This window comes from Rhodoferax sp. XS2R6 (assembly GCF_056521365.1).
Window position 1 is genome coordinate 38,430 of the sequence record NZ_JBWMAY010000002.1, and the last position, 15,762, is coordinate 54,191.

A 15,762-nucleotide genomic window follows, 5' to 3' on the forward strand; every position below is an offset into this window, starting at 1 on the left:
CACAACAGGGCCAGGGGGAAACCCTAAAAAGTATACGAACGGTCGTTCGTATTTCCCGCGCCTAAAGTGTGTGGACCTGTATGGGCTGTAAGGAAATGAAACAGACATCCGCCCTGTGCCCGCCCCCTCATCCCGCCTCCCTGGCGCGTCTTTCGTCAGGCAGGCACCCACGTCAGTGCGGCCACGGGCGGCAGGTCCTGGCTTACGCAGTGCCAGTGCTCCCCCGCGTCGGCGCTGACCCACAGGCCGCCGGTGGTGGAGGCCATGGCCAGGGTCTGGCGGTCGGCGGCCAGCTCCAGGCAGTGGCGGTAGACCAGGTGGTAGGCATGCGTCTGCGGCAGGCCGGCGCTGAAGGTCTGAAAGGTTTGGCCACCATCGTCGGTGCGGTTCACCACCATCTTGCCGTCCACCGGGTAGCGGTGCGTGTCAGCCTGGGCCGGCACCAGCCAGGCGCGCTGCGGGTCCTGCGGGTCGCAGGCCACGGCAAAACCAAACCCCGATGGCGCGGGCGCCGCAATACGCTGCCACTGCTGGCCACCGTTGGCGCTGCGGTAGATGCCGCAGTGGTGCTGGGTCCACAGCACATCGGGCTGCGCCGCGCACTGCACCACGCGGTGCGGGTCTTGGGTGTTTTGGTCGTCGGCGTTGTCGGTGGGCAGGTAGTCGGCCGTCATGCCGGCCGCCGTGAGTGCCCAGCTGGCACCGCCGTCTTGTGTTTGCCACACGCCGCCGCAGGAGATGGCCACCGTGATGTGCTGCGCATTGCGCGGGTCCACCAGCACCGAGTGCATGCCCGGAAAGTCATTGCCGCCGCCAAACCAGCCCGGGCGGCGCGGGTCTTCCCACAGCGCGGTGCACAGCGCCCAACTGGCGCCACCATCCTCCGACTTGAACAGCCCCGCCGGCATGCAGCCTGCCCACAGCGTGCCGGGTTGGTCGGCGCTGCCGGGTGTCAGGGCCCAGACCAGGTCCACATTCCAGGGCGTGGGGTCGTCGGCCAGCGGGCCGCTGGTGGGCTTGGGTGGGAAGGCGGGCGCGGCCATCTCGGTCCAGCTCGCGCCCTGGTCGGTGCTTTTGCGCAGCTTCACACCAAAGTGGCCCATGCGCAGCGCGGCAAACCAGTGGCCCGTGCGCGGGTCGGCCAGCACCTGCGTGACCGGGTCGCCCGCAAAGTGGTGGCTCACCACCGCCCACTGCGCGCCCTGGCCACGCACCACGAACAGGCCTTTGCGGCTGCCTACAAGCAAGGTTTGCATCGCTGAGTTCTCCGATGAGTGGGTTTCACCGCCGGGTGGGGCCATGTCCTATCCGCCGGTCAGCGCCTGTATCACCAGCACGTTGTCGCCGCTGGCCAGGGGCTGTGCCAGGGTTTGGCGGTCCATCACCATGGTTTGGTTGATGAACACCGCCACGTGTTTGCGGATGTGGCCCTGGTCGTCCAGCACATAGTGGCGCAGGCCGGGCGCTGCGGCCAGTGCTGCATCCAGCACTGCGCGCAAACTGCCTGGCGCCACCTGCTGCGGCGCGCACTCCACATGGCGCCGCAAGCTGGCTGCAAACTCCACCTTCACCATGGCTTCCCCTTGTTCAAGGGCCGCAGTATTGCCAGTGCCGCGCCAGTTGGCAAGGGCACAGCCCCGCAGGTCGCCGTTTTGCCGGGGACTAGGTTGCCAGCGTGATGCGTTTTTGGCGCACGTATTCTTTGTACTGCGTGAGCGGAATCGCCGTCAGCCCTGCGGTGCCGTTCTCTTCCGTCCAGCTCAGGGTGGCGCTGTCGGCTGCCAGCTCAATCTCTACCGGGCCTTGGGGGATCACCAGCGGTGCGCCGTCGCCGGGGCGGTAAGTCACGTGGTCGTTCACGGTGGCGTGTTGGGTCATGGGGGGGCTCCTAAAAGCCCATTACGCGCCCGACGCGCCGCGCGGTCTGTCGGACAACCGCCCGTTTGCATGTCGCACAAGGCCGTAGCGTTTGGCGGCCTGCCAGCCAGTATTTAGGCATGAAATTGGCTCTTAACCCATGTGGAATATGCGCAAGAAGCTATTAAAAACATAGCAATCACTGCACCCAAACCCGTTCCAGCGGCCCTTGATAATCTCGCTGTCGTTCCTCCTTTACCCCCAACTCCGTGCAGCCATGAGTCCTTCCCAGTTCTACCCCCTAGGCACCCCCGGCCAGCCCTGGGGCCCGGCAGAGCGCGCCCAGTGGCGGGCGCGCCAAGTGCGCCAGCGCAGTTATGCCGACGATGTGTTGGCCGTGGTGGAGCGCCTGCGCGAGCGCTTTGACGTGGAGACCTATGGCGAGGTGGTGTATGGCGATGAGCACTTTGCGCTCAGGGCCATCCGCAGCCGCGCGTGGAATGCCGCCTTGCCCACCGTGCTGGTGACGGGCGGCGTGCATGGCTACGAGACCAGTGGGGTGCACGGCGCGCTGCGTTTTGTGGACGCGCATGCGGCCGACTACGCGGGCCGCGTGAACCTGCTGGTGGTGCCTTGTGTGAGCCCCTGGGCCTATGAACGCATCCAGCGCTGGAACCACGACGCGCTGGACCCCAACCGCCACTTCCGGGCGGACAGCCCTGCGCAGGAGTCCGCTGCTTTGATGCGTTTGATTGCGCCGCTGCGCGGCCACATTGCCGCCCATATCGACCTGCACGAAACCACCGACACGGACGAGAGTGAATACCGCCCGGCCGTGGCCGCGCGCGACGGCAAACCGTTTGAACCCGGCACCATCCCCGACGGCTTTTACCTGGTGGACGACAGCGCCAACCCCCAGCCCGCATTCCAACAGGCCATCATCAACGCGGTGCAGCGCGTCACCCACATTGCCCCGGCGGATGCGCAAGGCTGCCTCATCGGCTCACCGCTGGTGGCGCACGGCGTCATCCACTACGCCATGGCCGAGCTGGGCCTGTGCGCCGGCATCACCGGCGCCCGCTACACCAGCACCACCGAGGTCTACCCCGACAGCCCCCGCGCCACGCCCGCGCAGTGCATTGCCGCGCAGGTGGCGGCGGTGTGTGCGGCGGTGGAGTTTGTTGCCAAATAGGGCTGTAGCCCTTGTGGAATATGCGCAAGCAGCTACTAAATAAGTAGCAAATCGAAACTGCCAAGCGCCTGCGCACGGCCGTTGATGATGGCGTCCACCTGGTGCACGCCGGGGTAGTGTTTGCGCGTGGTCATCTCGGCTAGCGAGATTTGTTTGCCCACGTGTTGGGTCTCATGCGGGGCCAGGTCCAGCGTTTTGAGCTTGAACACCTTGGCGCGTGTTTGGCCGTTGGCCTTGACGTAGTGCACCGCAAAGTCCACCAGCACCTGCTGCGTTTGGGCCGTGTTGTTGGTCACGTCAAAGGCCACGGCCAGCGTGCCGCCCACCACCGCGCGCTGCGGCGCCACGTGGGCTTGGCTCACCGTCACATCGGCCGATGCGCCAAAACCCAGTGCCGACAAGGCACCCGCCTCGCCGCGTTTGACGGCAGTGCGCAGCGCGTGCTGCACGATCCAGCGCCTGTCGGGCGTGGCGCCCTGCAGCCAGGCGGTGGCCGTGTCGGCCAGCAGGGTGGGGTGGTCTTTGCCAATGTCGTTGAGGTTGTTGGCCACCGAGCGCCGCACGTACAGCGCCGGGTCGTCCTTCAGATGCTCCAGCAAGGCCAGCACCGGCGCCGGGTCGCGCTGAAAAGCGGGCAGGCGCGACGCCCAAGGCAGCCGTGGCCGCGAGCCCTCGGACACCAGGCGACGCACATGGTCGCTCGGGTCGCGCGTCCACGCCATCAGCCGCTCCAGCGTGGCCTCTTGGTGCTGCTGCAGGTAGGGCCGGATGCTGAACTCCGCCGTAAAACGCTGCGTGAGCGCGTGCTGCGCCTGCATCGACAACTCAAAATGCCCCAGCCCAAACTCCGCCACAAACACCGTGTGCGGCAGGTACAAAAAAGACGCCAGCGACAGATTGGGGTCGCGCCCATGCGGCTGCTCGGCCGACGCCAGCACAATCGGCAGCGCCTGGGCGTAGTCTTGCGGCAAATGCCGTTGCAGCGCCCGCGCCATGTGTTTGCCACGTGGCATCAGCGCCAGTGCTTCGTACCCGCTTAACGCGTCGTGCAAAAAGGCGTCGGTGTCAAAACGCTGGTGCACCGCCGCCACCATGCGCGCAATGGCGCGGGGCACATCGGGGCCATATTGGGCAACGAGGGGTTCTGCCATGGGGGGCGGTGTTAGCTGGGGTTTAAATCGCGCACCAGGGTCTTCACCTTGGTGGTGATGATGTCCACCGCCGGCCCGTTGGCGCCGTGCGGCAAGATCACGTCGGCGTTGCGTTTGGTCGGCTCGATGAACTGCTTGTGCATGGGGCGCACGGTTTCTAGATACTGGTTGATCACGCTCTCTGCGCTGCGCCCGCGCTCGGCCATGTCGCGCTGCAGGCGGCGGATAAAACGCACGTCGGATGCGGTGTCCACATAAATCTTCAGCGACATCATGTTGCGCAGCTTGGCGTCGTACAGCGCAAACAGGCCCTCCACCACAATCACCGGCGCAGGCTTCACGGTGATGGTTGTGCTGGCCCGGTTGTCTTTGGAAAAATCGTAGGTCGGCATTTCAATCGCCTCACCCCGGCGCAGCGCCTGCACGTGCTGCACCAGCAGCGGCCAGTCAAACGCATCCGGATGGTCGTAATTGGTTTTGCGCCGGTCTTCGGGCGACATGTGGGATTGGTCCAGGTAGTAATCGTCCTGAAACACCACCGTGGCCATCTCTGGCCCGATGGAGGCCAGCACCTCGCGCGTCACCGTGGATTTGCCGCTGCCACTGCCGCCTGCGACACCGATCACGAAAGGTTTGTTGTTGGTTTTGGGCATGCTTGTTTCCGGTTCCGGGCGGGCAAAAGGGCGAGAGTTTACAAGGCAGCGGGGCGGCACCACGGTACAGTTTAGCGGCGCGCCCCATTTATGTGTCAAATAGGCCGCTAGCCCCCGTAGATATTGCGCAAGCAGCTACCAAAACCATAGCGGTCTTGCCGCGCTGTACGATGTGGCAAACCACAGGGGGAACGCCATGGCCACCAACACCAACCAAAAACTCGCCGTCCTGATTGACGCGGACAACGCGCAGGCCTCCGTCATTCAGGAGCTGCTGGCCGAGGTGTCGCGCTACGGCACCGCCACCATCAAGCGCGCCTATGGCGACTGGACGACCACCAATCTGAAAGGCTGGAAAGAGGTGTTGCACACCATGGCCATTCAGCCCATCCAGCAGTTCAGCTACACCAGCGGCAAAAACGCCACCGACTCGGCATTGATCATCGACGCCATGGACGTGCTGCACACCGGCAGCGTGGACGGCTTTTGCCTGGTCAGCAGCGACAGCGACTTCACCCGCCTGGCCACCCGCATCCGCGAGGCGGGGCTGGTGGTCTACGGCTTTGGCGAACGCAAAACGCCCGAACCCTTTGTGGCCGCGTGCGACAAGTTCATCTACACCGAAATCTTGCGCGCCCAGCCCGAGGAAACCAAGGTGGGCCACGAGCCCGTGGCCGAGCTGCCCAAGCTCAAACCCATCTTGCTCAACGCCCTGAACGCCACCGCCCGTGAAGACGGCTGGACCACGCTGTCCGCCCTGGGCAGCCAGATCAACCGCAGCCACCCCTCGTTTGACCCGCGCAACTACGGCGTGGCCAAACTGGGCGAACTCATCCGCCAGCAGGCGGCGTATCTGGACGTGAAAGAAGTGAAGAGCGGCGAGGGCGATGCGGTGCAGACGCACCTGCATGTGCGGCGCAAGGCGGCTGGGGCGAAAGCCTAACCGAGCTCGTCCAGCAGCCCTTGCACAGAGTCAAGCAGAGCGGGCAGGGCGCTTTGGGAAATGTTCCAGACCGTGCCCACGCTCACCGTGGCATAGCCATGGATCAGCTGATTGCGGAACGCCACGATTTGCGGCAAGTCTGGAATGCGTGCGGCAATGACTGCATCAAGTTTGGATAGCTGGTTGAGTGCTTCGCCGATGATTTCAAACTTGCGCTCTACCGCGGCCTGGGCCATCGCGTTGCCTTCATACGCTGTCACGTCCATGCCACTGGTAAATGACTGAATCGCCAAAGCCGACTCGCGCACATCCCACAGAAAAGCGCGTGGATCACGCTGCATACACGGCTTCGCGGTTGCTATTGATGCCGGCCAGCACGTAGGGGTTACGGACTGCGCTCGGTTCTACCAAGTCCACTCCACGGCCCAACAGGGCTTCTAGGTCTGCTTTGGCGCCAAACAACGCGTTGAGCCCAGGCTGGGTGCCTGGCGCAAACTCCACCAGAAAGTCTGCGTCACTGCTTGCGGGGTCAAAGTCATCGGCCCGTGCCGCCGAGCCAAACACCTCTAGCCGCTGAATGCGGTAGCGCTGGCAGATGGCAGAAATACCTGAGCGGTGTTGGGCGATGGCGGGGTGCATGGCTTGGAGTTTACTGGAGCACCCCGTTGGTGTGTCAAATCAGCCTCTAGCCCACGTGGAGCGTGCGCCAAAAGCTATTAAAAACATAGCAAATACAAGCCTAAGACAGAAACCTAGAACGAAGACCCCGGTTCGCTCAAAAAGGCCAGCTCTTCGGCGCTGGAGCTGCGGCCCAGGATGGCATTGCGATGGGGGTAGCGGCCAAAGCGGTCGATGATGGCTTTGTGACGCAGCTCGAAGTTCAGGTTGTCTTGTATGCCCAGCTGCATAAACAGCTCAGTAGCCTGCGTATGCACCAGCGCGGACTCGCTGTGCATGTAGGGCATGTAGGCAAACACGCGCTGCGCTTCAGGCAGGCTGCGGTCTTGCCCGCTGGCCACCAGCTCTTGCGCCAACACCAGCGCCAGCGCGTCCTGCGCAAAGGCGCGCGGCGTGTCGCGGTAGACGTTGCGCGAGAACTGGTCCAACACAATGATCTCCGCCAACCGCCCCTCGGCCGTTGCGCGCCACGCAAACAACTCACACTTGGCTGCCGCTTCCAATGTGTCGCCAAACCGCGCACGGATGGTGTCGTCCAGCGCGGCGTCTTTGACGAAGTGCTGCTTGGTGGTTAGCGCTTCGAACCAGAAGTGGAGGATGGATTGGGGTTGCATGGGCGTAGGCGCTGTTTGTATTTGGCAAGCACATCAGCCAATGGGATGGATTTGATTTGTCCTGCGCGATACGCCGCAAGACGGCTTTCAGCTTCGATGGCCCAGAAGGCATCTAGTGCAATGTGTTCCATGGCAAGTAGCTGCGGCATGCGCGATTAAAGCTGCCAATCAGACCATTTGAATGACAAGCTTTTTGCCACAGGCTTGCGCGTACTTGCGCAGGGTCGCAAAAGATGGTGAATGCTTTGGGCTGCGCAAAGATGCCTCCAGCCGGGAGACGGCGGACACCGTGGTGCCCATGCGGCTTGCCACATCGGCCTGGGTCAGGCCCGCCGCCTGGCGCGCGTCCAGCATGGCGTGCAACGCGGTGTATTCCTCTTCAAGCCCGTCAAATGCTTTCTTTACGCCTGGCTTGGCCAGCAGTGCTTTGCGGAATGCCGCGTCATGCGGTACGGGTTGGTAGTCAGTTTTAGCCATTTTGAACATCCTTCAGTCGTTTACGGGCCAGGCGTAACTCAGCGTCTGGTGTCTCTTGGGTCTTCTTCACGAACGAATGCAAGACCACGATGGTGTGCCCCACTTGTGTGCAATAGAACACCCGTCCAATGCCTTCTGGCCCTTTGGGACGCAATTCAAAAAGCCCTGCGCCCATGGCTCTGGAAGCAGATCAGCACCATGCAAGGCCATCGCATCGGTAAGGCGCACATAGTCCGCAACGATGCCCGCCGGCATGGCCAAGACCTCTTTACCAACACGCTCGTTGTAGTAAGTGATGGACCAAGTCATCGGGTTTGAACATTAGCATATTTGCTAATAAATGGGATCGCAATGCAGGCCGCATCAGCCCGTAAACCTAAAACGAAGACTTCTGCGCCAGCGCGTCCTGCGCAAAGGCGCGCGGCGTGTCGCGGTACACGTTGCGCGAGAACTGGTCCAACACGATGATCTCCGCCAGCCGTCCCTCGGCTGTAGCGCGCCAAGCAAACAACTCACACCGCGTCGCCGCCTCCAGCGTGTTGCCAAACCGCGCACGAATGGTTTCGTCTAGCGCGGTGTCTTTGACGAAGTGCTGCTTGGCGGTTAGCTCTTCGAACCAGAAGTGGAGGATGGGTTGGGGTTGCATGACAGAAGCAGACTACAAGCTGTTGCAGTGTGTTTTGGCGCTTCAAACTGGATGGAAATCGTGGGGCCACAAGAAGTAGGGACCAAAGCGACCCTTTGCCACGAACTCGACACCCGCCTTGTCGCCCTTGGGCGTCAGTACATGCTTGTCGCCGTGGAGCTCTAAGTAACCTTGTTCTGTGGCACGGCCCAGCAGATCGACAGCCTTCATTCCCAACTTCTGCGCCAGTTTGCCCGATGGCAGCTTGTCACTTGCAGCATCACCCTCGTCGCTAGCCTCGGCAGTAGAGCTGGCAGTGGCAGTTACATCTACAACTCGCTCCATGGAAATGCGCACTTCTTCACTTATGCGAATAATGCGCTGCGCCTCTTCATACGCTTCTTTGTAGAGCTGCGTGTCTTCGCCTCGTTGAATCAGGATTCCCATTTCGTTGTTGTTCACTTGGCTGAACTCATACAGGTTGAGGCTGGTGATGATGCACAGCTCTTCGTTCATGTAGCACTTGGCATGCAAGTTCTTGCAGAAGCTAGTGCGAACGTAGGTCATGCTTCGGAGCCACTCAATTTCTTGCGGCTGCAACTCGCTCTTGCCGTAGACGATGCGCACATCGATCTTCAGGCGATTCTTGTCTGCCAGCAGTTCCTTCATGCGGTCATTGAGCTTGAGGAACGGGCTGATCAAGATAAGACGATCAGATGCGCTCTTGATCAATTCTTCGAGGTGGTAGTTGGTACCTGTAGTCGCTAAAAACTTGGCCATTTGTGATCTCCCTAATCGAGTTATTTGGGTGTTGATGTTTTGCGTTTATTTTTGGCGGGCGCGGCGGGCAGCAGGCTGGTGTACTTCTGGTACAGCTCGAACAAAAACGCTACGCGCTCGGCGTCGCTTTTGTAGCCTTTTTTGCCGCCGCTTGCCTCGTAGGCTTTGTCTACGGCAGCGTCCAGCTTCTGGTGCGCTTTGAGCAATTCGGGCGGCATGGTGAGCGGGTCGTACAGATCGGCCAGTGTGGCGGGCTGGTCGCCAGACTGGAACTTGGCGCGCACGTCGAGTACGGTTTGTGCTGCAGTTTCGATAGCAACTTGCGCAGTTTTAGCACGGTCTACGGGCTGATTTTGTCTGGAGTTTTGCGGAAATTCGGGCCAGGGGAAGTTGTTGTAAACGATGCCTGCCGAATACCGATAGTCGCTTTTCAAACGACCGCAAACGATGCGAACCCAAGCGTTGTGCATGGCGCTGGTAAGAACGCCGAAGGCGAACAAGTTGGCATTGGCGATCACATATAACTGATTGGAGGCAACAACATTGGCCTTCAAAAAGCCGATCGGCAAGTAGTTACGGCGCTCGGAGCTCACCGTAGGGATTGCGATGTAGTCCGTTTGCGGTTGCCGCACCTCCGCGAAAAACGTCGGCGTTGCCGCCAGCTTTTTAGTGGTTTCGCGGTCACGCGAACTTCGCCACTTACGCACGGCTTCCACGCGCGCCAATACGGCAGGCATCGCTTTGAGTAATGCCGGAGGCGTATCCTTCAACCACAAGCACCAACGCTTGCCGCCGTTGATAAGCTCTTCTCCCCCGATAAATGGGCGCAGGAACTGGCTTGCCCTTGGCTCGCTTACCAGCAGACTCGCGTAGACGCTTTCCTCCAGTGTGTAGTGACCATCGTCAAGGGCAAAACTTCCATATACCGCTGGGGGTGCGGCACAAATAGAGTCGCGTCGGTTTTCAATGAACAAGTCCACTGCATCCGTCAGGTAGGCGTTGATATGATTTGCAGCAACCGCGTGCGGCTCGCCCTTCACGTCCTCGTATTCGTAGATGAGCTTGCCGGGCAAGTCCTGCGGCCCGAAGCCAATAATCACGCAGTGCACCGCTGCCCTGCCCCGGGCCTCGTTGCTCCAGTTGAAAGTGCGGTGTGCAAATTGAATGTGCATGCCTTTCGCCAGCATCCAACTCCAGAGTACGCCAACTTGTTCACCTTGTGTGATGCTGTTGGTAGACACAAATGCTGCGCGCGCTTCGGGTGCAGCTTGCAGGTAGTCCGCCGCCTTGATGTACCAAGCCGCCACAAGATCAAGAACGCCTGAACCCTTGAGTGGCGCAAATACTGGCGCCAAGTCGGCTTTCTGCGCAGGCGTTTGTTCCTTCTTGCCCACAAAAGGCGGATTGCCCATCACATAGCTGCAGTGCTGTGCAGGCAGCACCTCGTTCCAATCCAGTCGCAACGCGTTGTCGTGCACCACATGTGGCGAGGTGCGCAGCGGAATGCGGGCGAAGTAAAAGCCAAACTCTTCGCTCAGGCGCACATTCATCTGGTGGTCCACCAGCCACATGGCAACCTGCGCAATCTGCGCGGGAAATTCTTCAATCTCAATGCCGTAGAACTGGTCGACATCCACGTTGATGAGTCCGTGCACATCCACACCCATTTGGCCGTCGGTGATGCTGGCGCGCAGCACGGCCAGCTCCAGTTCGCGCAGCTCGCGGTAGCCAATGACTAAAAAGTTTCCGCACCCGCATGCGGGGTCAAAAAAGGTGAGGGTGCGCAGCTTTTTGTGGAACTCAAATAGCTTGTTCTTGTTGCGTTTGACCTTCTCAAACTCTGCCCACAGCTCATCCAGAAACAGCGGCTTGATGAGTTTGAGGATGTTTTCTTCGGATGTGTAGTGCGCACCCAGGTTGCGGCGCGCCTTTTCGTTCATGATGCTTTGAAACAAGCTACCAAATATGGCGGGGCTGATGGCAGACCAGTCCAGCGCGCAAGCATCCAGCAGGGCATCGCGCATAGCGGGGGTGAAGTCCGCCATAGGCAGCGGCTCAGCAAACAGCTTGCCGTTGATATACGGAAAGGCCGCTACCTGTTCGTCCAGCGCCTTGCTGCGTTTGTCGTCTGCAGTGTTGAGCACTTGAAAGAGTTGCGCCAGGCGCGAGCCCACGTCTGAGCCATCCGCAACGGTGCGTTCCTCTATGAAGGCCTGAAACGATTTGGCGGGCTGGAAGATGCCGGTGTCATCCGCAAACAGGCAAAACAGCAGCCGCACCAGTAGCACCTCTAACGGGTGGTCGGTGTAGCCGTTGGCCTTGAGCGCATCGTGCAGCTTGCCCATGCGCTCGGCAGCCTTGATGTTGACCGGGTCTTGGGCTTTGATTTCTAGCGTTTTGTAGCCCGCCACAAAGCCAAACAGCTTGACGTGCTTGTGCAAGTCTTTGAGTGAAAATTCGGTGGTTTGGCCGCTAACCAGGTGGTGCACGCGAAAACGCGCAAAGTCGCACACGATGATGATTTGCGGTAAATCGCGCTCGGCAATGCCGGGAAAGTACGAGAGGGCCTGGGTGAGCGCCGCATCCAGATTTTTGCCACGCGACTTCTGCTCCACCAGAAGCATGCCGGGCCAGAAAAGGTCTACAAACCCGTCTGTCTTGCTCTTCTCCCCGCGCACTTTGGCCGGGATTTTTTTTACCGCATGTTCAAACGTGGCAACGCGTTTGTTGGTAATGCCAAAGATTTCAAAAAAGTCGATCCAGAATGGCTTGCCCTGGCTGTCCTCGTTGGCCGCGTCAGCCCAGGTGCGGCTGAAGGTTAGGGCGCGGGATTTGATTTCGTTCCAGGAAAGGGGCATGTTGTCTTTTAACTATTTAGGAGACGGCCACACGGAGCCAAACCACGCGCGAGTGGTTTCGTCTAGTACGGTATCTTTGACGAAGTTTTGCTTGGCGGTTCGCTCTTCGAACAGGAAGTGGAGGATGGGTTGGGGTTGCATGATGCAGTGTTCCAAGTAGTTTAGTTGTCTAACCTTTAAGGCCAAACGATTTACGTAAGCACTCGCGAAGGGGCGCCAAATACTCAAAATTATTGGCGAGTATCCATTCGATCATTACTAGAACATCGCGTGTCTTTCTGAACTCCAATTTGGATTCAGATAGCTCCGTAAAACTGGTTTGTAGTGCACTCGCAGCGTCTACGCCCACGAAATCATTTTTGCCCATTGCTTTGACCAATGAACCTTCAATTTTTTCAATTTCAACTGCAAGCCCCAACTCCGATAGAGCTGCTTGTATCGCCGAAGGATGCAGCAGGTAGTTTTCCAGCATACGTCGGTCTAGAAACCGGAGTTTCCCATTTGATGTGGTTTCGATTTCTTTGCGCTTGGCCTCTGTAAGGTTTTCACCATCCAACAATATGCACACCATGGGAGGAACCAGTGCTGAAGACTTGGATAGTCGTTCATATATCTGGGCTACTTCTGCAGGTTCAATGCCCTTCTTTCGTGAAAACGTGCCAGTCCGTTCAACACGGAGTACCGCAGTGCCGGACGCCACTTCAGGGCATGCCCAGCGCAACAATGCTGGCATCACCAACTCCTCTGTTTGTCCCTCTACCCAAAACACATGATCTTTAGCGTGGAGGTCTGTCATTCGAATGCCAAGGGCTGCTAAACCGCTGCGAAGGTGATGCAGATCTTTTGGACCAACCTGCTGCACTGTTGTTGCTACGCCGTCGAATTCCAGCAATGAAATTGATTGTGTATTTACCGCAGTTAATACATCCGCTGAATGCGCAGTCAGAATGAACTGGTGCTGTTTTCCCTCCGCTTCTAATATTGCCAACAACTCACGAAGTGCGCGCGGGTGAAGAAAAGCATTTGGCTCATCAATAGCTATGACTTGCGGCTCACGCGCAGTCAATACGACATAGAGCATTGCAATCACATTACCTATGCCTGCCCCCATTCGTGCCATAGGAATGGCAAGGTCATCCCGCCGGATTTCAGGTCGAAGCGGTAAACATCTCAACTCAAAGTTGCTGCCGACAGATGTTGATTGAACCCATTGAACGCTTGGAAAAACACGATTTACCCATTCACAAAGCAGTCGATGCCCATGTGAGTCGTTTGTTTGTAAATTGTTTAAACAGTAAGGAAGAGTGATTGCCTCACGATCCAACACGTTGGTGTTCTGACCTGCACATTGGAAACCGGGACGTCGTTGTGCATTAAATCGATAGATTTTTGGCTTGAACATTTGCGCGTATTGACCAATGACATTGGCTGCACCACCGTAATTTGCCAGCTGAATTTGTAAGTCTTTAGCGCCTGGGGTGATTTGGATCAGCGCAGACGGAATAGGTACATTCGGGTTGTTCCGACTCGCCGCACCATTTATGAGCGGTCCGCTACTGAAACTGACCACCTCTGAGCCTTGACTAAATGCTGAAGTTAAACGGACCTCTCCATTGTTGGTTATCAAGTTCTTCAGTGCCGCAATAGTGTTTCCGTCGTCAGAACCACCATACACATTTGCAACTGGCATATACAGTTGTGAAGCGCCTGCAAGCCGCCAAAGCTCATCGAAACACGTTGCCAAAGTAACTTCGAGTTTCGAGCTCTCAATCGTTTGACCACCATAACGTGGAATCGTCCTTTCTGATCGATGTGGCTCGTTTAAGCCAATTTCCATGTCAATAACGTCGAGTACAGATGTTTTTCCAGCGTTGTTTGTGCCGAGGAGTAGATTGAATCCTTGCTCAAGTTGAATCCTTTGCGTATCTAGAAAACTCTTGTAATTTGAGATCGCTACTTCGTCGATACGCATTCTTTTGTCTCCCAATTCAGATATGAAAAGAGCACCACTATGGGTGCTCTAAGACTTTAACGGCGAACTCATTCAGTTAGCAATGGCTCAACACATTTACAGTTGTGAGAGCACTTATTTTCCCCAAGAATCCTTCAACCCCACCGCCAAGTTAAACACCGGCTTGGAACCTGTGACATGGTCCACCCGATCCGCAACAAAGTACCCATGCCGCTCAAACTGAAACTTCTGGTCTGGCGCGGAATTCGCCAATGAAGGTTCAACAATCGCGGTCACCACTTTCAGGCTGTTCGGGTTCAGGCTCTCGATGAAGTCTTTGCCACCGGCATCGGGCTGCGCATCCAAAAACAGGCGGTCGTACATGCGCACTTCGGCGTTGACGCCGTTGGCCACACCCACCCAGGTGATGGCGGCTTTCACCTTCACCAAGTCGCTGCCCGGCGTGCCGCTCTTGGTGTCGGGCACCACGGTGGCCAGTACTTCGGTGATGGTGCCATCCGCATCCTTGGTGCAGCCGGTGCACTCGATCACGTAGCCGCCCTTCAGGCGCACCTTGTTGCCGGGGAACAGGCGCTTGTAGCCCTTGGGCGGCACTTCTTCAAAGTCTTCGCGCTCGATCCACACCTCTTTGCCGATGGTGAAGTGGCGCGTGGGGCTTTCCACACCCTCTGGTGGATGGGGCAGGGCGGGCTGGGTGCAGGGCTCCAGGTGGCCGGCGCCCATCACGTCGTCCCAGTTGGTCAGCACCAGTTTCACAGGGTTGATGACGGCCATGCCGCGGTGGGCCTTGGCTTCCAGGTCTTCGCGCAGGCAGCCTTCCAGCGTGCTGTAGTCGATCCAGCTGTCGCTCTTGGTCACGCCAATGCGGTCGGCAAAGAGTTGCAGGCTCTCGGGCGTGTAGCCGCGGCGGCGCAGGCCGACTATTGTTGGCATGCGCGGGTCGTCCCAGCCGCTCACCTTGTGGTCGTACACCAGCTGTGCCAGCTTGCGTTTGCTGGTGATGACATAGGTGAGGTTCAGGCGGGCAAACTCATACTGGCGCGGAGCGGGCGCAGCCAGCAGGCCACCCTCGCTCAAGCGCTCCAGCAGCCAGTCGTAGAAAGGCCGTTGGTCTTCAAATTCCAGCGTGCAGAGGCTGTGGGTGATCTGCTCCAGCGCGTCTTCAATGGGGTGGGCGTAGGTGTACATCGGGTAGATGCACCAGGTGTCGCCGGTGTTGTGGTGCGTGGCGCGGCGAATGCGGTAGATGGCCGGGTCGCGCATATTGATGTTGGGGCTGGCCATGTCGATCTTGGCGCGCAGCACCATCGATCCGTCTTCATGCTTGCCATCGCGCATCTCGCGAAAGCGCGCCAGGTTTTCGGCAGGCGTGCGGCTGCGGAACGGGCTGTCCACACCGGGCTTGCCAAAGTCGCCGCGGTTCACGCGCATTTGTTCTACCGTTTGTTCGTCCACATAGGCGTAGCCGGCTTCGATCAAGTATTCCGCCGCGCGGTACATAAAGCCAAAGTAGTCGCTGGCCTGGTAGGCGGCGGCGTCGGGTGCGCCGTTCCAGTCAAAGCCCAGCCACTTCACCGCGTCGATGATGGAGTTGACGTATTCGGTGTCTTCCTTCTCGGGGTTGGTGTCGTCAAAGCGCAGGTGGCACACGCCGCCGTAGTCACGCGCCAGGCCAAAGTTGATGCAGATGCTCTTGGCGTGGCCGATGTGCAGGTAGCCATTGGGCTCGGGCGGAAAACGGGTGCGGATCTTGGCGGGGTCTGGCTGGCCAGCGGCGTGGTGGGCGGCGTCGCCAGGGGTGCCTGCCCAGCGGCGCTGGGCGTAGGTGCCTTTGTCCAAGTCGGATTCGATGATCTGGCGCAGAAAGTTGCTGATCTTGGGTGTTTCGGGGGTGTTGGCGGCGTTAGCAGCGGAAGAAGGGGTGTTGGCGCTCATGGATTTGATTTTAGACGCCGCTTGGAA

At 59.1% G+C, this 15,762-nt stretch carries 17 protein-coding genes and 1 pseudogene; 2 read left to right on the top strand and 16 right to left on the bottom strand.

The window, feature by feature from the left end:
• Positions 1-155 precede the first annotated feature (155 nt).
• From AC097A_RS06720 to AC097A_RS06730, 3 genes are all read right to left on the bottom strand, one after another.
• Positions 156-1,256 (bottom strand): WD40/YVTN/BNR-like repeat-containing protein, encoded by a 1,101-nt coding sequence (locus AC097A_RS06720; RefSeq protein WP_479620240.1) that lies wholly within the window; start codon positions 1,254-1,256, stop codon positions 156-158.
• A 48-nt stretch (positions 1,257-1,304) separates the two neighbouring features.
• Complete coding sequence (locus AC097A_RS06725) at positions 1,305-1,574, bottom strand: MoaD/ThiS family protein (RefSeq protein WP_479620241.1); 270 nt, start codon at positions 1,572-1,574, stop codon at positions 1,305-1,307.
• A gap of 88 nt (positions 1,575-1,662) precedes the next feature.
• Entirely contained in the window at positions 1,663-1,878 is a 216-nt protein-coding gene (locus AC097A_RS06730) for a hypothetical protein (protein ID WP_479620242.1), read from the bottom strand.
• A 256-nt stretch (positions 1,879-2,134) separates the two neighbouring features.
• On the opposite strand from AC097A_RS06730, the gene AC097A_RS06735 reads away from it, so the two are divergent.
• Positions 2,135-3,049 (top strand): M14 family metallopeptidase, encoded by a 915-nt coding sequence (locus AC097A_RS06735; RefSeq protein WP_479620243.1) that lies wholly within the window; start codon positions 2,135-2,137, stop codon positions 3,047-3,049.
• A gap of 35 nt (positions 3,050-3,084) precedes the next feature.
• Here the strand turns inward: AC097A_RS06735 and AC097A_RS06740 are convergent, their stop codons facing one another.
• Together AC097A_RS06740 and udk are read right to left on the bottom strand one after the other, a co-directional pair.
• On the bottom strand, positions 3,085-4,200 hold the full coding sequence (locus tag AC097A_RS06740; protein ID WP_479620244.1) for a DNA alkylation repair protein: 1,116 nt from the start codon (positions 4,198-4,200) through the stop codon (positions 3,085-3,087).
• Positions 4,201-4,211: 11 nt separating this feature from the next.
• The gene (gene udk, locus AC097A_RS06745; RefSeq protein WP_479620245.1) at positions 4,212-4,853 is read right to left on the bottom strand and encodes a uridine kinase; all 642 of its coding nucleotides are present in this window, start codon (positions 4,851-4,853) and stop codon (positions 4,212-4,214) included.
• A gap of 196 nt (positions 4,854-5,049) precedes the next feature.
• On the opposite strand from udk, the gene AC097A_RS06750 reads away from it, so the two are divergent.
• Positions 5,050-5,796 (top strand): NYN domain-containing protein, encoded by a 747-nt coding sequence (locus AC097A_RS06750; protein ID WP_479620246.1) that lies wholly within the window; start codon positions 5,050-5,052, stop codon positions 5,794-5,796.
• Here the strand turns inward: AC097A_RS06750 and AC097A_RS06755 are convergent.
• From AC097A_RS06755 to AC097A_RS06805, 11 genes and pseudogenes are all read right to left on the bottom strand, one after another.
• Positions 5,793-6,137: a HepT-like ribonuclease domain-containing protein gene (locus tag AC097A_RS06755; RefSeq protein ID WP_479620247.1), complete on the bottom strand. Its 345-nt coding sequence runs from the start codon at positions 6,135-6,137 to the stop codon at positions 5,793-5,795. The two genes, AC097A_RS06750 and AC097A_RS06755, sit on opposite strands and share 4 nt — an antisense overlap.
• The gene (locus tag AC097A_RS06760) at positions 6,127-6,435 is read right to left on the bottom strand and encodes a nucleotidyltransferase family protein (RefSeq protein WP_479620248.1); all 309 of its coding nucleotides are present in this window, start codon (positions 6,433-6,435) and stop codon (positions 6,127-6,129) included. Before AC097A_RS06760 ends, AC097A_RS06755 begins: the two co-directional genes overlap by 11 nt.
• 113 nt (positions 6,436-6,548) lie before the next feature.
• A complete protein-coding gene (locus tag AC097A_RS06765; RefSeq protein ID WP_479620249.1) occupies positions 6,549-7,088 on the bottom strand; it encodes a DUF924 family protein in 540 nt (179 codons plus the stop codon).
• Positions 7,046-7,237 (bottom strand): addiction module protein, encoded by a 192-nt coding sequence (locus tag AC097A_RS06770; RefSeq protein WP_479620250.1) that lies wholly within the window; start codon positions 7,235-7,237, stop codon positions 7,046-7,048. The genes AC097A_RS06765 and AC097A_RS06770 overlap by 43 nt, the downstream gene beginning before the upstream one ends.
• 19 nt (positions 7,238-7,256) lie before the next feature.
• Positions 7,257-7,565, bottom strand: a complete 309-nt coding sequence (locus AC097A_RS06775) for a helix-turn-helix domain-containing protein (protein ID WP_479620251.1) — start codon at positions 7,563-7,565, stop codon at positions 7,257-7,259.
• A pseudogene (locus AC097A_RS06780) lies at positions 7,558-7,874 on the bottom strand (type II toxin-antitoxin system RelE/ParE family toxin). The gene AC097A_RS06775 and the pseudogene AC097A_RS06780 overlap by 8 nt, the downstream one beginning before the upstream one ends.
• Positions 7,875-7,941: 67 nt before the next feature.
• Positions 7,942-8,211 (bottom strand): DUF924 family protein, encoded by a 270-nt coding sequence (locus tag AC097A_RS06785; protein WP_479620252.1) that lies wholly within the window; start codon positions 8,209-8,211, stop codon positions 7,942-7,944.
• A gap of 42 nt (positions 8,212-8,253) precedes the next feature.
• Complete coding sequence (locus AC097A_RS06790) at positions 8,254-8,970, bottom strand: phospholipase D family protein (RefSeq protein WP_479620253.1); 717 nt, start codon at positions 8,968-8,970, stop codon at positions 8,254-8,256.
• A gap of 20 nt (positions 8,971-8,990) precedes the next feature.
• Positions 8,991-11,828 (bottom strand): class I SAM-dependent DNA methyltransferase, encoded by a 2,838-nt coding sequence (locus AC097A_RS06795; protein ID WP_479620254.1) that lies wholly within the window; start codon positions 11,826-11,828, stop codon positions 8,991-8,993.
• Between the two features lie 169 nt (positions 11,829-11,997).
• On the bottom strand, positions 11,998-13,800 hold the full coding sequence (locus tag AC097A_RS06800) for an ATP-dependent nuclease (protein WP_479620255.1): 1,803 nt from the start codon (positions 13,798-13,800) through the stop codon (positions 11,998-12,000).
• Positions 13,801-13,914: 114 nt separating this feature from the next.
• Complete coding sequence (locus AC097A_RS06805; protein ID WP_479620256.1) at positions 13,915-15,735, bottom strand: glutamine--tRNA ligase/YqeY domain fusion protein; 1,821 nt, start codon at positions 15,733-15,735, stop codon at positions 13,915-13,917.
• Positions 15,736-15,762: the final 27 nt, after the last annotated feature.